This is a genomic window from Streptomyces sp. NPDC033174 (genome assembly GCF_055577795.1).
The window spans coordinates 266,360-282,775 of sequence record NZ_JBVIPQ010000008.1; the positions used below are offsets into that span (position 1 = coordinate 266,360).

The 16,416-nt window shown below is 72.2% G+C and carries 11 protein-coding genes; 6 read left to right on the top strand and 5 right to left on the bottom strand.

What is annotated here, in order from left to right; translation table 11 throughout:
* Positions 1-39: 39 nt before the first annotated feature.
* Complete coding sequence (locus ACZ5VC_RS25570) at positions 40-393, top strand: hypothetical protein (protein ID WP_469122335.1); 354 nt, start codon at positions 40-42, stop codon at positions 391-393.
* A gap of 75 nt (positions 394-468) precedes the next feature.
* On the opposite strand, the gene ACZ5VC_RS25575 is transcribed toward ACZ5VC_RS25570, so the two are convergent.
* A complete protein-coding gene (locus ACZ5VC_RS25575) occupies positions 469-1,644 on the bottom strand; it encodes a C40 family peptidase (RefSeq protein ID WP_469122336.1) in 1,176 nt (391 codons plus the stop codon).
* A gap of 302 nt (positions 1,645-1,946) precedes the next feature.
* Between ACZ5VC_RS25575 and pcrA the strand changes: the two genes are divergently transcribed.
* Entirely contained in the window at positions 1,947-4,439 is a 2,493-nt protein-coding gene (gene pcrA / locus ACZ5VC_RS25580) for a DNA helicase PcrA (protein WP_469122337.1), read from the top strand.
* Positions 4,440-4,541: 102 nt separating this feature from the next.
* Here the strand turns inward: pcrA and ACZ5VC_RS25585 are convergent, their stop codons facing one another.
* Together ACZ5VC_RS25585 and ACZ5VC_RS25590 are read right to left on the bottom strand one after the other, a co-directional pair.
* Positions 4,542-6,035 carry a M23 family metallopeptidase gene (locus ACZ5VC_RS25585; protein WP_469122338.1) on the bottom strand — a complete coding sequence of 498 codons (1,494 nt, stop codon included), beginning with the start codon at positions 6,033-6,035 and terminating at the stop codon, positions 4,542-4,544.
* A gap of 275 nt (positions 6,036-6,310) precedes the next feature.
* The gene (locus ACZ5VC_RS25590; protein ID WP_469122339.1) at positions 6,311-7,078 is read right to left on the bottom strand and encodes an esterase/lipase family protein; all 768 of its coding nucleotides are present in this window, start codon (positions 7,076-7,078) and stop codon (positions 6,311-6,313) included.
* 394 nt (positions 7,079-7,472) lie between these two features.
* On the opposite strand from ACZ5VC_RS25590, the gene ACZ5VC_RS25595 reads away from it, so the two are divergent.
* Complete coding sequence (locus ACZ5VC_RS25595) at positions 7,473-7,886, top strand: cobalamin B12-binding domain-containing protein (RefSeq protein ID WP_469122340.1); 414 nt, start codon at positions 7,473-7,475, stop codon at positions 7,884-7,886.
* Between the two features lie 360 nt (positions 7,887-8,246).
* Here ACZ5VC_RS25595 and ACZ5VC_RS25600 read toward each other — a convergent pair whose 3' ends face one another.
* Both ACZ5VC_RS25600 and ACZ5VC_RS25605 read right to left on the bottom strand, forming a co-directional pair.
* Positions 8,247-9,875: a DUF5691 domain-containing protein gene (locus ACZ5VC_RS25600; RefSeq protein WP_469122341.1), complete on the bottom strand. Its 1,629-nt coding sequence runs from the start codon at positions 9,873-9,875 to the stop codon at positions 8,247-8,249.
* A 16-nt stretch (positions 9,876-9,891) separates the two neighbouring features.
* Entirely contained in the window at positions 9,892-11,280 is a 1,389-nt protein-coding gene (locus ACZ5VC_RS25605) for an SWIM zinc finger family protein (RefSeq protein WP_469122342.1), read from the bottom strand.
* Between the two features lie 445 nt (positions 11,281-11,725).
* Here ACZ5VC_RS25605 and ACZ5VC_RS25610 point away from each other — a divergent pair, with 445 nt between their 5' ends.
* Genes ACZ5VC_RS25610 through ACZ5VC_RS25620 form a run of 3 tightly spaced genes read left to right on the top strand, consistent with a single transcriptional unit; the run spans position 11,726 to position 16,328 of the window.
* A complete protein-coding gene (locus ACZ5VC_RS25610; protein ID WP_469122343.1) occupies positions 11,726-12,856 on the top strand; it encodes an ATP-binding protein in 1,131 nt (376 codons plus the stop codon).
* Positions 12,853-15,156, top strand: a complete 2,304-nt coding sequence (locus ACZ5VC_RS25615) for a DUF5682 family protein (RefSeq protein ID WP_469122344.1) — start codon at positions 12,853-12,855, stop codon at positions 15,154-15,156. The genes ACZ5VC_RS25610 and ACZ5VC_RS25615 overlap by 4 nt, the downstream gene beginning before the upstream one ends.
* Positions 15,153-16,328 carry a vWA domain-containing protein gene (locus tag ACZ5VC_RS25620; protein WP_469122345.1) on the top strand — a complete coding sequence of 392 codons (1,176 nt, stop codon included), beginning with the start codon at positions 15,153-15,155 and terminating at the stop codon, positions 16,326-16,328. Before ACZ5VC_RS25615 ends, ACZ5VC_RS25620 begins: the two co-directional genes overlap by 4 nt.
* The last annotated feature ends 88 nt before the right edge of the window (positions 16,329-16,416 follow it).

The following is a 16,416-nucleotide window of genomic DNA, read 5'->3' on the forward strand; positions in this document are numbered from 1 at the left end:
CCGAAGATGCGTGCTAAGGGCCCGGCTAGGCTCCGCCCCATGGACGTACTCATCAATGTCTTCGTCGCCCTGCACATCATCGGCATCGCCTCGCTCCTGGGCGGCTTCCTGACCCAGATGAGGGCGATGGGCGCGGGGACGGCGCGCTTCGTCCCGGCGATGCTGCACGGCGCGCTGACGATGCTGGTCACGGGCGTGGCCCTGGTGGGTCTGAACCAGGCGGACGACCAGCCCGTGAACAACCTGAAGGTCGGCATCAAGCTGGCCGTGCTGATCGTGATCCTGGCGCTCGTCTACGTGAAGCGCGACGAGGAGAAGGTGGAGAAGGGCCTGTTCGCCGCGGTGGGCGGGCTGACCGTGGCCAACATCTTCATCGCGACCCTCTGGACCTGAGCCCTCCACCCTCTGGACCTGAGCCCTCCACCCACTGGCCACTGCCCGCTGCCGGGCCGTGCCGGGCCGGCCAGGTCAGGCCGGGCGGACGCTGCCGTAGATGGGCATGTAGTAGATCGACTCCTCGCGGACGTTCGCGCCCGGCTTCGGCGCGTGGATCATCGTGCCGTCGCCCTTGTAGATGCCGACGTGACTGATGTCGTCGTAGAAGAAGACCAGGTCGCCGGGGAGAAGGTCCTCCGTGGCGACGCGCTGGCCGACCTTCACCTGGTCCCACGTCGTCCGGGGCAGGTCGACCCCGGCCGCCCTCCAGGCCGCCTGGGTCAGCCCGGAGCAGTCGTACGAACTCGGGCCCGTCGCTCCCCACACGTACGGCTTGCCGATCTGGTCCTGGGCGAAGGCCAGCACCTTGGCGGCCTTCGTGGCGTAGCCGCCGCTGGGCACGGTCGGCGTCGTCGGGGCGGGCCGCAGGGCCTCCCGCTGCTCCTGGCGCCTGCGCTCCGCCTCCTCCGCGGCCCGGTGCGCCTCGGCCCTCTCCGCCCTGGCCTTCTCCTCGGCCTTGCGGCGCGCCTGCGCCTCGCGCTCGCGCTCCAGGGACGCGAGCCGCGCCCTCTCCTCGGCCGTGAGCCGGGAGAGCAGCGTGCGCGCCTCGGTGAGCTTGCGCTGGACGCTGTACTTCCCGGCCCGCAAAGCCGCCTGGGAGCGGGCGAGGCTCTCCATGTTCGTGGCCGCCTCGGCGCGCTGCTTGGCGGCGTCGGCCCGCTCGGTCTGGTACTCGGAGACGGCGCGTTCCTGCCGCTGCGTCATCCGGTCCATCAGCTGGGTCTGGTCGAAGTAGCTCTGCGGGCTGTCCGCGAAGACCAGCGCGGCCGTCGGGCTGACCGCGCCCGTCCGGTACTGCGACGCCGCATAGGCCCCGAGCGCCCTGCGGCGCTCGTTCAGGGCGGCGGTTCGGTCGGCGACGTCGTCGAGGAGGGTGTCGACCTTGCGCCGCTGCTGGTCGGTGGCCTCTTTCGCGCGGTTGTACTCCTGCGTCGCCGTGCCGGCCTGCCGGTAGAGGTCGTCGACCTTCTTCTGGACCTCTTCGACGGTCGGCTTCGTGCGCGGTGCCGAAGGGGCGGCGGCCGCGATGCCCGCACCCTGCGTCGACAGCAGGGTGACCGACGCGAGCGCGGCCGTCGTGACCCCGACGGCGGGGGAGTGCGTGGTGCGTGGGGTGCGCGGCTTGCGATGCGAGGCCAAGGCCGGCATCTCCTTCCGTGGCCATGAACTCCCGTGCGGGGAGGACTGGTTCGGCGGGGCCGCCCGCTTGGCGTGGTCGCCGGGAGGGTACGGGTCCGCTTGGGCGAGCACGCTAGCCAACTCGTGGTGCTGCTGTGAAGGTCGATGTTCGATATGCCCGATACATTTCTGTGACCTTTGCGAAAGCGTACGTTTTCAGCTCGGCAATGGTCGCCGGAACCGTCCCATTCGGTCACGGAGTGTGGCCGACTTCCCGCCGTCCCGCGATACCGCTCCGATGTGTCAGTGCGGCCGCCTAGACTCGTTAGGCGATGAGCAGCCTCTTTGACGACAGCTTCCTGACGGACTTCCGGAGCCACACCTCCGAGGAGCCCCCGCCACCGCCCGAGGACGACGCCCCGGCCGCGGAGGAGGTCCCCCACGACCTCTTCGGGGGCAGGTTCGACGTGCCCCCGGCCCGGGACGCCCACTACCGCGACGGCGCCCCGCGCCCCGTCGTGGACCCGGCCGCGCTCCTGGACGGGCTGAACGAACAGCAGCGCGCCGCCGTCGTCCACACCGGTACCCCGCTGCTCATCGTGGCCGGCGCCGGCTCCGGCAAGACCCGGGTGCTGACCCACCGGATCGCCCACCTCCTGGGCACCCGGCATGTCCACCCCGGCCAGATACTGGCGATCACCTTCACGAACAAGGCCGCCGGCGAGATGAAGGAGCGCGTCGAGCAGCTCGTCGGCCCGCGCGCCAACGCCATGTGGGTCATGACCTTCCACAGCGCGTGCGTCCGCATCCTGCGCCGCGAGTCCAAGAAGCTCGGCTTCACGTCGTCGTTCTCGATCTACGACGCCGCCGACTCGAAGCGCCTGATGTCCCTGGTCTGCCGCGACCTGGACCTCGACCCCAAGAAGTTCCCCCCGAAGTCCTTCAGCGCCAAGATCTCGAACCTGAAGAACGAGCTGATCGACGAGGAGACCTTCGCCGACCAGGCCGTCGACGGCTTCGAGAAGACCCTCGCCGAGGCCTACCGCATGTACCAGGCGCGGCTGCGCGAGGCCAACGCCCTGGACTTCGACGACATCATCATGACGACGGTGCACCTGCTCCAGGCGTTCCCGGACGTCGCCGAGCACTACCGCCGCCGGTTCCGTCACGTCCTCGTCGACGAGTACCAGGACACCAACCACGCCCAGTACACGCTCGTGCGGGAGCTGGTGGGCACCGGATACGAGGACCTCGCCCCGGCCGAGCTGTGCGTCGTCGGTGACGCGGACCAGTCGATCTACGCCTTCCGCGGCGCGACCATCCGCAACATCCTCCAGTTCGAGGAGGACTATCCGAACGCGACCACCATCCTGCTGGAGCAGAACTACCGCTCCACCCAGACGATCCTCTCCGCGGCCAACGCCGTCATCGAGCGCAACGAGAGCCGTCGCCCCAAGAACCTCTGGACGAACGCCGGCGCGGGCGCCCACATCACGGGCTACGTCGCCGACACCGAGCACGACGAAGCCCAGTTCGTCGCCGACGAGATCGACCGACTGACCGACGCGGGCGACGCGAAGGCCGGCGACGTCGCCGTCTTCTACCGCACGAACGCACAGTCCCGTGTCTTCGAAGAGATCTTCATCCGCGTCGGACTGCCCTACAAGGTCGTCGGCGGCGTGCGCTTCTACGAGCGCAAAGAGGTCCGTGACGTCCTGGCCTATCTGCGCGTCCTCGCCAACCCCGAGGACAACGTTCCGCTGCGCCGCATCCTCAATGTGCCCAAGCGCGGCATCGGCGACCGCGCCGAGGCCATGCTCGACGCCCTAGCGCAGCGCGAGAAGATCACCTTCCCGCAGGCGCTGCGCCGCGTCGACGAGGCGTACGGCATGGCGGCCCGCTCCACCAACGCCGTCAAGCGCTTCAACACGCTGATGGAGGAGCTGCGCACGGTCGTGGACTCCGGAGCCGGCCCGGCGGTGGTGCTGGAAGCCGTACTGGAGCGCACCGGTTATCTCGCCGAGCTGCAGGCGTCCACCGACCCGCAGGACGAGACCCGCATCGAGAACCTCCAGGAGCTGGCGGCCGTCGCCCTGGAGTTCGAGCAGGAGCGTAGTGCCGCCGAGGGCGGCGATGGCGCGGGCACGGGCACCCTCGCGGAGTTCCTGGAGAGGGTGGCCCTGGTCGCCGACTCCGACCAGATCCCGGACGAGGACCAGGACGGCTCCGGGGTCATCACCCTGATGACCCTGCACACGGCCAAGGGCCTCGAGTTCCCCGTGGTGTTCCTGACCGGCATGGAGGACGGCGTCTTCCCGCACATGCGGGCGCTGGGGCAGGTCAAGGAGCTGGAGGAGGAGCGGCGCCTCGCGTACGTCGGCATCACGCGCGCCCGCGAGCGGCTCTATCTGACCCGGTCGTCGATGCGCAGTGCCTGGGGCCAGCCGTCGTACAACCCGGCGTCGCGGTTCCTCGAGGAGATCCCGGAGGCGTACCTCCAGTGGAAGCGGACCGGGCCGATGACCGCCCCGGCCGGCCCGACGTCGGGGATCGCGTCCTCCCTCTCCGCCTCGCTGTCCTCGCGGTCCAGGGGCCGGTCCGGCTCGGGCTCCGCCGCCGGGGCCTCGGGGTTCGCCACGCGCCGGGTGACGGACAAGCCGGTGATCTCTCTGACGGTCGGGGACCGGGTCACCCACGACCAGTTCGGCCTCGGGACCGTCATGGCGGTGACCGGGGTGGGCGCGGACGCCCAGGCGACCATCGACTTCGGGGACGAGAAGCCGAAGCGGCTGCTGCTGCGGTACGCGCCGGTCGAGAAGCTGTAGTTCTGCGCGTGACGCGGATGCGCCCCGGCCGTTGGCCGGGGCGCTCGTCGTTCGCTGGGTGCGTGGGGTCTGGTGCGTGGGGCGTGGAGGTTGTGGGCCCGGTCAGCCGGTCGGGTTGAGACCGTGGCCGCGCAGCCAGGGCATCGGGTCGATCGCGGAGCCGCCGCCCGGCCGTACCTCGAAGTGCAGGTGCGGGCCGGTGGAGTTCCCCGAGTTGCCGGAGTACGCGATGACCTCGCCGGCCTTCACCTGACCGGAGCGGATCTTGGTGCTGCTGAGGTGGCAGTACCAGGTCTCGGTGCCGTCCTTGGCCGTCACGATCGCCATGTTGCCGTAGGCGCTGTTCCACTGTGTGCGGACCGTGCCGTCGGTCGCGGCCATCACCGGCGTGCCGTACGAGACGGGGAAGTCGATCCCGGTGTGGACGGACATCCAGTTGACGCCGGCCTGGCCGTACCGCGCGCTGAGCTGGTGCAGCGTCACCGGCAGAACGAACTTGGGACGCAGAGCCTCCTTGCGCGCGGCCTCTTCCTCGCGCTTCTTCTTCTCCGCCTCCTGGCGCGCCTTGAGGTCGATGCGCTCCTGGGTGCGGCTGGCGCGGTCACCGAAGTCGCGGGCGTCGGCGCTGAGCGCGGCGAGCTGGGTGTCCAACTCGTTGTTGGCGGCGACCGGTTTGACGGAGGACGGGTCGGCGGCGGCGAGGGACGTCGTGCTGTCCTTCTGCTCGGCGCTGCCCTCGGTGAGCCCTCCGACGGACGCCGCGGCGATCCCGGCGACGCCCATCACACAGGCGGACGGGACGGCGACGGTGAGGAGCGCGGAGCGCTTGGCCGGGGTGCGACGCCGGCCCCTGCTCCCACCGGAGCGGCGGACCGGGCGGGCGGAGGCCGTATGAGCGGAGGAGACGACGGGCGCGGTCATCGTCTCGGCGAGATGGTCGCCGAGGGGCTCTTCGCCGCTGTCGCCGTCGCTGTGACCCTCGGAGCGATCGTCGAGGTGCTCGGCGGGCGCTTCCTGGGAGAACGTCCCGTGGGAGAACGCCTCGTGGGTGAGCGGCTCATGAGCGAGCTGCTCAGGCTCGGAGAAGTACTCCGGCTCCGGGGCGTACTCGTTCTGCGTGAGGTACTCGGGCTCGGTCGTGTACGCCTGCTCCGTGGTCCCGGGGCTGTACTGGTGCGGCACCAGGGTCTCTTGGGCCGAAGCCGTGTAGTTCCAGGCGGTCGCGTCGTACGTACCGGTCTCGAAGGCGGGGGCCGCCCACTGGCCGGTCGTGTCGTACGAGGTGAACTGCGCGGACTCGAACTGGCCTGTCTGCGTTGACTGGTTCCACGCGCTGGAGTCCCACTGGCCCGTGGCGTCGTAACTCTGCGCCTGGGGCGCCGCCTGCTGGGGCACATAGCTGTCGTACGAACCCACGTCCCACTGCTGGGTGCCGGCCCACTGCGTGGTGTCGTACTGCCCGCTGTGGCCGGTGTCGTAGCCGCCCGAGCTGCCGTGGCTGCCGGGAAGGGCACCGAAGAGCGGATCCGTCGCGAAGCTGCCTGTGGTGTAGGCGTCGTCTCCGACGTACCCGGCGTGGGGGTGCTGGTCGTTCACCAACTTCTCTCTCGCCTCGGCAGCAGGACCAATCCGGGATCGGTCCCATGCAGGGGGACCCCAGGGGGAAAGCAGTGGCGCGACTGTACCCGGCGGTACGCACAGCCGACAATCTTCGGCGGGTTTTATACCTAGGGGAAACGGGCATTCGGACGTGTTTCGGCAGCGGTGGGCAGAGCTTTGGCTCTGCGTTCGAAGTATGTTCGAAGCAAATGGCGGGTGTACGCCAGGCTTCGAGCGCCGAGTCGGGCGTCGGGCGTCGGGCGTCGCGACGGTCACGCCACCGAGGCCGCTCCCGATGCGTCGGCATTCGTCTCCTCCGACTCGAGGGCCTCCCGGATTCCGGAGGCGACAGCCGGGTGAACCGGCAGGGCCAGATGCCCGATTCCGCTCACGCGCACATTCCGCGTGATCAGGTCGGGATGGTCGAGGCGGGCCGTTTCCACGGGGACCATCACCTGATCGAGATCGCTCCAGAAACTGACGAAGCGCGTCCGGCAGTGCGGCGCGGGCTCGCTCAGTTCTCGCAGGACCGGAGAGCCGGGGCGCATCTGGCGCACCAGGGGATGGGCGCCGGCGAGCGGGGCGACGCGCGTGCCGGAGTGCGGGGTACCGAGGGTGACGAGGACGCGTACGCGGCGGTCGCCGCCCAGCCGCTGGACGTAGTACCGGCCGATCAGCCCGCCGAGGCTGTGCCCGACAAGATCGACCTCGCGGTGGCCGGTGCGCGCGCAGATCTCCTCTATATGACGGCCCAGCAACTCTGCCGCGTTGCGGAGATCGCAGGTGAGGGGGGAGTAGTTGAGTGATTCCAGATGGCGCCAGCCGTGCCGGGACAGCGAGCGGCGCAGCAGGACGAAGACGGAACGGTTGTCGATGAAGCCGTGAAGCAGCACGACCGGCGGGCGAGAGGGGTCGTCGGGGCGATCGGACGGGCGGCGCTCCTGGACGACACCGGACGGGTAGAGCAGTGCGTGCCCGGCGAGAATCGCCAGCTCCAGAGCGGTCGCCTTCAGCAGGGCGATCGACAGGTGCAGGGGCACGAAGGGAAAGAGGGGAAGGAGTGGAAAGAGTGGCAGTTTTTTCCACGTCCGGGCCTGGGTGAGCTGCATCGCCGACCTCCCGAACGGCACGCGGGCGAGCGGCTCCGTCCCCCGTATGCCCTCATGGGGTGCCGACGGAAAGAAGACGATGAGCCGTACCACCGTGCCGTGCGGCTGGCGGCGCGGTGATACGGCGACCCCTGGCGGCTCCCCTTGCAACCGTCCCGGCGGAGGCCGGTGGGGCCCCTTCACAGGGGTACGGTGCAGAGCGAACATGTCCCACGTGTGATTTCCCCCTCGCTGCCCACCGCGAAACGGCCGCTTGCGGGATGCTGGCGATAACGTTCGTTCACCTCCCCGGCATCAGGTACGGGGAACGCATTCGGAGGCAGTGATGGGTGTGACCGGTCCGATCCGCGTGGTGGTGGCCAAGCCGGGTCTCGACGGCCACGATCGCGGGGCCAAGGTGATCGCGCGGGCGCTGCGCGACGCCGGCATGGAGGTCATCTACACCGGGCTGCACCAGACGCCCGAGCAGATCGTGGACACGGCGATCCAGGAGGACGCGGACGCCATCGGCCTCTCGATCCTTTCCGGCGCGCACAACACCCTCTTCGTGAAGGTGATCGAACTGCTGCGGGAGCGCGACGCGGAGGACATCAAGGTCTTCGGCGGTGGGATCATCCCGGACGCGGACATCGCTCCTCTGAAGGAGAAGGGCGTGGCGGAGATCTTCACCCCGGGCGCGACGACCGCGTCGATCGTGGACTGGGTCAACGCGAACGTCCGCCAGGGCGCCGAGGCGTAACCGGTCGCCGGGCGACCGGGCGGGGACGGGACAGGCAGAGGCGCCCACTGGCCCCGCCGGTCCCCGCCGCGGCCGACCACTTGGGTCCGCAGGGCGTTCGGACGTTCGTGGTCCCGAGCCCGGCCACCCACCGGCCCCACCGGTCCGGGCCCCGGCCGACCACTTGGGTCCGCAGGGCGTTCGGGACGTTCGTGGTCCCGAGCCCGGCCACCCACCGGCCCCACCGGTCCGGGCCCCGGCCGGGCACGCACTCCGCCGGTCCGGGCCTCGGCCGGCCACGCCGGCCGCTGGTCCCGGCCCCGGCCGCGACTCGTGCCGCCGGGCGTTCGGATGCCCGCAGGCCCGGGCCGCGCCGCCGGGTCACTCCGGTGGATCCGCGTCCACGTCCGTGCGGCCCGCCAGTTCCGTCCGCATCGCCGCCCGGAGTCGTAGCGTCGAGACGAGGCGCTGGAACGCCTCCGACCAATAGCCGCCCGCGCCCGGTGAGGCGTCCTCCGGCTCGTCCGGGAGGGCGGTCAGCATCTCCAGGTGACGTGCCTCGTCCGGGTCCAGGCAGCGTTCCGCCAGGCCCATGACCCCGCTGAAGCTCCAGGGATAGCTGCCCGCGTCCCGGGCGATGTCGAGGGCGTCGACGACCGAGCGGCCCAACGGCCCGGACCAGGGCACCTCGCAGACGCCGAGGAGTTGGAACGCCTCGGACAGACCGTGCGCGCCGATGAACGACGCCACCCAAGACGACCGCTCCGCCGCCGGAAGTATCGACAGAAGTTTGGAGCGCTCGGCGAGCGACGAGGTTCCGGGGCCGGATGCCGGGGGCGCCGTGGGCGGACCGAGCAGCGCCCGCGACCACTCCGCGTCCCGCTGGCGAACGGCCGCCCGGCACCAGGCCGCGTGCAACTCGTCCTGCCAGCCGTCGGTGACGGGCAGAGCCACGAGCTCCTGCGGCGTACGGCCGCCGAGCCGCGCCGGCCAGGTGGCCAGGGGTGCCGACTCGATCAACTGGCCCAGCCACCAGGACCGTTCGCCGCGGCCCGTGGGCGGGGTGGGGATGACGCCGTCGCGCTGCATCGCCGCATCGCATTCGTGCGGCGCCTCGACGGCTATCGCCGGCGCGTCGCCCGAGCGGTCCGGTCCCACGCAGGTCACCGCCCGCTCCGCCATGCGCCGGGCGAGCGCCGAGTGGGGCAACGCGGAGAGCAGCTCGGCGGCGGTGGAGCGGACATTGCGGCTGCGATCGGCGAGGGCCTGCTCCAGGAACGGCTCGTCCGCGTCGGTGAGCCCGGTACGCAGGGAGTCGAGGAACATCAGCCGGTCCTCGGCCCGTTCGGTCGCCCAGCTCGTGGCCAGCAGGGTGAGAGCGGCCGCCGGATCCGCGGCCCGTACGGCGGTCAGGAGGGCGACGCGCTCGGCGAACAGGCCTTCCTCCCACAGGCGCTGGACCGCCTCGCCGTCCTCCGGCGCGGGCAGCGCCGCGCCGCCCGACGCGCCGCGCAGGGCGAACTTCCAATCCGGGTTGAGCCGGGCGAGCCACAGGCCGCGCGGCCCGGCGAAGGCGAGCGCCTGCGGCCGCAGGTCGGTTCTGGCGCGGGCCGCGTCCAGCAGGGCGGGCAGCGCGGCGGCCGGCGCGCGATAGCCGTGTTCGCCGGCGGCCGCCAGCCACTGGGGGAGCAGCTCGGTGAGGTCGGGCGCCGCCCCGCGCCGCCCCCCGGACGGCGCGGGAGCGGAACGTCCGGCCAGCAGCTGCGAGAGCCGTCGCCGGGCCGGCTCGGGGAGCGGCGGCCGGGGATCGTGCGGGGCCGGTTCGGGCGCCGGCGCCGCGACGCCGGGCCGCAGCCCCGCTCTGCGCCGTACGGTGTGCAGCGCGGCGGCGTCGAGCAGGGCGAGGGGCGCGTCCTTGCCGGGCGCCGTCGATCCGGCCGCGGGCGGGCGGCGGTCGGTGCCGAGAAGGGCCGAGGTGACGAGCTCTTCCCAGGGTGTGGTGCCGGTCATCGATCCTCCAGGCTTGTCAGGTGAGCGGGACCGTCTCGGACGTGTCGTCGGACCAGGCGGCGAGGGGAGTGAACCCTCGGTGTCCGCATTCGCCGAACACGGTCACCGGGCCGCCGCCGGAGAGGGCCACGAGCCGCCAGAGCCCCGGCCTGCCGAGGGCCGCCGGTGCGACGGGAAGCGCCGATCCGCCGACGGCGTCGGCCAGTTGCCAGCCGCCGTCCGACGGCACCGGTATGACGTCGGTCAGCGTCACCGGCCAGGAGTCGAGCCACGGGTCCTCGCGCAGCGCCAGGCCGTAGGCGCCGATCGCCTCCTCGACCCGGCCGCCCGGAGGCGGAGTCCCGATGGGGACGGGGACGGAGAACTGCTCACCCAGCTCGGCCCGAAGCTGTCCCGCTCCGGTGTGCGGGGTGATCTCGGCGTCGAGCACGACGCCGACGGGCAGCGCCACCTGCGGTGCCCGGCCGGCCGCGCCGAAGGACAGCAGGAGGGCGGTCCGGCCGCTGCCCTGTCCGTACAGCCAGACGCGGCGGGTGGTGAGCTTGCCGTCGGCGGTGTCGTACTGCGCGAGGACCATCCAGCGGTCCCGGACCGGTGGCCCGTCCGCCGGAGCGGTGAGCCCGACGCGGGTGCGGACCGTGGCGGCCAGGGGCTCGGGCAGCCGCTCCACACCCAGCCAGGCACGGTCGAGCAGATGCGTCAGGGCGCACTCCTCCAGGAGTCGCACCGGCCAGCCCTGCCCGGATCCTGGTATGGCGCCCAACTCCCGCACCCGGGCGGCCAGTCCGGGCGCCTGCGCGTCGACCATGCGGGCGGCCGTCTCCTCCCACAGGCCGTACCCCGCCTGCTCGGCGGAGGCCAGTCCGCCGCGCAGCAGGTCCGCGAGGCGCTGTTCCAACTCCCGGGCGCCGGTGGTGATTCTGGCGGCCCTGCGCTCCGCCCTGCGGCGGGCGGCCTCCGGATCGCCGCTCGTGGCCGGCGCCCCCTCCGCCGCGCTCCTCTCCTTGCTCGTGGACCGCTCGCGGCGGCCCTCCAGCCACTGCCCGGCCCAGTCGGGGATGTCTCCGTCCGCGACCGCGGCGACGGTCTCCTCGCCCTCCGCCCAGAGCAGCAGCAGCCCCAGCGCGTGCTTGCAGGGGAACTTCCGGCTGGGACAACTGCACTTGTAGGCAGGGCCCGTGGTGTCGACGACGGTCTGGTACGGCTTGCTGCCGCTGCCCTTGCACAGACCCCAGACGGCTCCCGAGCCGCTGTCGCCCGCTTCGGACCACGGTCCGGCCGTGCCGAGTTTGCCTCCCGCTCTGCGCGACGCGTCGTCAGGGGCCAGAGCCAGCACCTGTTCCGCCGTCCAGCGCGCCCCCTGCTTCGGATGGTCCGGGGGGCCTCCCCCATGAGATCGCAGCATGGTCCCGACGTTAGGGGTCGCCACTGACAAGCGGCTCTGACCTGCGGATTCGCGAAGAACGGCACGCCGCCTTGAACGAGACGTACGAAGTCACCCGCGAAGTCACTGGCAGGAGCGCCGAGTCGATCGACTTTCCATGGCGGGGGCGGCGAGGCGATGAACCCGAAGACGAGAAGGCGACGGCCGGCGGCCGCGTCGCCGCCTCCCCGGTCACCGAGTAGCCGGACCGGCTCCGCGGGCTCCGGGCAACTCCCGCCCGGAGGGCGCGGCGCAGCACCACCGAGCCGGGCGCCTGATGCCGCGCGTTCGGCGCCGATCGTCCCGGACCTCCGTCGGCCGCCCCCGACCGCCGAAAGCCCATCCGACCTGCGACGACGGCCGATTGTCAGTGGCATGGTGCACGGTGGATCCCACATCCGGTCGCAACGATCTGGAGGGGGATTCCATGACCGTGTCCACACCCAACGCGCCCGCCGCCGCCACGCCGTCCACCGGCACCGAGGCCCTGCGCCCGCACGCCGAAGACGCGTTCGCCGACGAACTGAAGGCGCTGGCCGTCGCCGACGACCGGCCCAGGCCCGCCCGCTGGAAGATGTCACCGTGGGCCGTCGCCACCTATCTCCTCGGCGGCACGCTCCCCGACGGGACGGTGATCACGCCGAAGTACGTGGGACCGCGCCGGATCGTCGAGGTCGCCGTCACGACACTCGCCACCGACCGCGCGCTCCTCCTCCTCGGCGTGCCCGGCACGGCCAAGACCTGGGTCTCCGAGCACCTCGCCGCCGCCGTCAGCGGTGACTCGACGCTCCTCGTCCAAGGCACCGCCGGCACCCCCGAGGAAGCCATCCGCTACGGATGGAACTACGCGCAGCTGCTCGCCCACGGCCCCAGCCGCGACGCGCTGGTGCCCAGCCCCGTGATGCGCGCCATGGCCGACGGCATGACCGCCCGGGTCGAGGAGCTCACCCGCATTCCGGCGGACGTGCAGGACACCCTCATCACGATCCTGTCCGAGAAGACCCTCCCCATCCCCGAACTCGGTCAGGAGGTGCAGGCCGTCCGCGGCTTCAACCTCATCGCCACCGCCAACGACCGGGACCGCGGGGTCAACGACCTCTCCAGCGCCCTGAGGCGCCGCTTCAACACGGTCGTCCTGCCGCTGCCCGCCACCCCCGAGGCCGAGGTCGACATCGTCTCCCGCCGCGTGGACCAGCTCGGGCGCTCGCTCGAACTGCCGGCCGCGCCCGAGGGCATCGAGGAGATCCGCCGGGTCGTCACGGTCTTCCGCGAGCTGCGCGACGGCGTCACCGCCGACGGCCGCACCAAGCTCAAGTCCCCGTCCGGGACGCTCTCGACGGCCGAGGCCATCTCGGTGGTCACCAACGGCCTGGCCCTCGCGGCACACTTCGGTGACGGGGTGCTGCGGCCCGGCGACGTCGCCGCCGGCATCCTCGGCGCGGTCGTTCGCGACCCGGCCGCCGACCGGGTCATCTGGCAGGAGTATCTGGAGACGGTCGTGCGGGAGCGGGACGGCTGGAAGGACTTCTACCGCGCCTGCCGGGAGGTGAGCGCATGACGGCCACCGCGACAGGCCGGCCCGCGCCCCTGATCCTCGGCGTCCGCCACCACGGGCCCGGCTCCGCCCGCGCCGTACGCGCCGTCCTGGAGGCCGAGCAACCCGCCGCCGTACTCATCGAGGGGCCGCCCGAGGCGGACGCGCTGGTGGGGCTCGCCGCCGACGAGGCGATGCGCCCGCCCGTCGCGCTGCTCGCGCACGCCGTGGACGACCCCGGGCAGGCGGCGTTCTGGCCGATGGCCGAGTTCTCCCCGGAGTGGGTGGCGCTCCGCTGGGCCCTCGACCACAAGGCGGCCGTGCGGTTCATCGATCTGCCCGCCGCCCATTCGACGGCCCTGGCCGCCGACCCCACCTGGGGAGACGGGGACGAGGGCGAGGAGGTGGACCAGGGGCTGCGGATCGACCCGCTCGCCGTCCTCGCCGAGACCGCCGGATACGACGACCCCGAGCGCTGGTGGGAGGACGTGGTCGAACACCGCGGAGACGACGACGATCCCCTCGCGCCCTTCACCGCGATCGCCGAGGCCATGGGGGCGCTGCGGGAGTCCTGCGGCCACGGCGGACACGGCCGCGACCTGGCCCGTGAGGCCCATATGCGCCTGAGGCTGCGGGAGGCGCGCAAGGAGTTCGGCGACGCGGGCGTCGCCGTCGTCTGCGGGGCCTGGCACGTGCCCGCCCTGCTGGAGCGCACCACCGTCACCGCGGACAAGGCCCTCCTCAAGGGGCTGCCCAAGGTCAGAGTGGAGATGACCTGGGTGCCCTGGACGCACCGCAGGCTCGCCCGGCACTCGGGCTACGGCGCGGGCATCGCCTCCCCGGGCTGGTACGGACACCTCTTCGCCGCCCCCGACCGGCCCGTCGAGCGCTGGATGACCAAAGTCGCCGGCCTGCTGCGGGAGGAGGACCGCCCGGTCTCCTCGGCCCATGTCATCGAGGCCGTACGGCTCGCCGACACGCTCGCCGTCATGCGCGGCCGGCCCCTCGCCGGGCTGAGCGAGACCACCGACGCCGTACGGGCCGTCATGTGCGACGGCTCCGACGTGCCGCTCGGCCTCATCAGGGACCGCCTGATCATCGGCGACGTCCTCGGCGAAGTGCCGCCGGAGGCTCCCGCCGTCCCGCTGCAGCGGGATCTGAACCGGCTCCAGCGCACCCTGAGGCTCAAGCCGGAAGCGCTGGAGCGGGAGCTCGATCTCGACCTGCGCAAGGACACCGACGCCGCCCGCAGCAGACTGCTCCACCGGCTCGGACTGCTCTCCGTTCCCTGGGGCGAGGCCGGTGGCGGGCGAGCGAGTACCGGCACCTTCCGGGAGAGCTGGCGGCTGCGCTGGGAGCCCGAACTGCACGTCCGGGTGGCCGAAGCCGGCGTCTGGGGCACGACCGTGCTCTCCGCCGCCACCGCCAAGGCCGAGTCCCAGGCCGCCTCGGCCACCGCCCTCGCCGAGGTCACGGCGCTCGCCGAGCGCTGTCTGCTCGCCGAACTGCCGGGCGCCCTGCCGGTCGTCATGAAGGCGCTGGCCGACCGGGCCGCGCTCGACGCCGACGTCGGCCATCTCGCCCAGGCACTGCCCGCACTGGCCCGGTCCCTGAGATACGGAGACGTCCGGTCCACCGACACCGCCGCCCTCGGGGAGGTGGCCGCAGGCCTCGCCGAACGGATCTGCGTCGGCCTCCCACCCGCCTGCACCGGGCTCGACGCGGACGGCGCCGCCGAGATGCGCGGACACCTCGACGCCGTCCACTCGGCGCTCGCGCTGTTGCCCGACAGCGAAGGACCGACCGTCCGTTGGGGCGCCGTCCTGCGCAAGCTCGCCGTGCGGGACAGCGTGCCCGGAGTGATCCGGGGCCGGGCCGCCCGGCTGCTCCTCGACGACGGACGGCTCGCCGAGGACGAGGCCGCCCGGCTCATGGGACTCGCCCTGTCTCCCGGCACGCCGCCCGCCGACGCGGCCGCCTGGATCGAGGGTTTCGTCGGCGGCGCCGCCGGCGGAGGGTTGCTCCTGGTCCACGACGAGCGGCTGCTCGCCCTCGTCGACACCTGGCTGACCGGAGTGCCCGGGAGCGCGTTCACCGATGTGCTGCCGCTGCTGCGCCGCACCTTCTCGGCGTACGAACCGGGCGTCCGCCGCACGCTCGGCGAGCTGGTCGCCAGGGGCCCGGCCGGACCACGGAAGCCCGGCCACGCCCAGCCCGTCGCACCCGGCTTCGGAGCCGGCCTGGACGAGGAGCGCGCCGACGGAGTGCTGCCGGTGCTGAGACTGCTGCTGGCGGACAACGACTGTGTGGGGGTGGCGGCGTGAGCGGGACGACGGAGACCGACGAGCGGCTGCGACGCTGGCGCCTGGTTCTCGGCGGGGAAGCGGCGGACGGCACCGGCCACGGTCTGTCCGGCACCGACGCCGCGATGGACGGCGCCCTGACCGCGCTGTACGGGGAGCGGCGCGGCGGCGGAGCGGGGCAGCGCGGCCGGGACCGGTCGGCCGGGCTCGGCGCGTCCGCTCCGTCCGTGGCGCGCTGGCTCGGGGACATCCGGACGTACTTCCCCAGCTCCGTCGTCCAGGTCATGCAGCGCGACGCCATCGACCGGCTCGGGCTGTCCACGCTGCTGCTCGAACCGGAGATGCTGGAGGCCGTCGAGGCGGACGTCCATCTCGTCGGCACCCTGCTCTCGCTCAACAAGGCCATGCCCGAGACGACCAAGGAGACGGCGCGCGCGGTCGTCCGCAAGGTCGTCGACGACCTCGAGAAGCGGCTCGCCACCCGCACGCGGGCCACCCTCACCGGCGCCCTCGACCGCAGCGCCCGGATCAGCCGGCCGCGTCACCGCGACATCGACTGGGACCGCACGATCCGGGCGAACCTGAAGAACTACCTGCCGGAGTACCGCTCCGTCGTCCCCGAGCGGCTCATCGGCTACGGACGGGCGGCGCAGTCGGTGAAGAAGGACGTCGTCCTCTGCATCGACCAGTCGGGCTCGATGGCCGCCTCCGTCGTGTACGCCTCCGTCTTCGGCGCCGTACTGGCCTCGATGCGCTCCATCGCCACCCGGCTCGTCGTCTTCGACACGGCCGTCGTCGATCTGACCGACCAGCTCGACGATCCGGTGGACGTCCTCTTCGGCACCCAGCTCGGCGGCGGGACGGACATCAACCGGGCGCTGGCGTACTGCCAGTCGCAGATCACGCGCCCCGCCGACACGGTCGTCGTCCTCATCAGCGACCTCTACGAGGGAGGCATACGGAACGAGATGCTGAAGCGGGTCGCGGCGATGAAGGCGTCGGGTGTGCAGTTCGTGGCGCTGCTCGCGCTCTCCGACGAGGGGGCGCCGGCCTACGACCGGGAACACGCGGCGGCCCTGTCCGAACTCGGCGCGCCGGCGTTCGCGTGTACTCCGGACCTCTTCCCGGAAGTAATGGCGGCCGCGATCGAGAAGCGGCCCCTACCCATACCGGACATGGTGACCCATCAGTAACACAGGACTTGCGTGACCCCGGGAGGCTCGTGCAAGCATCGTCCCGTCGTCCGCGGAAGGACTTGTTCCGCGCGTCCGGATTTCGAGG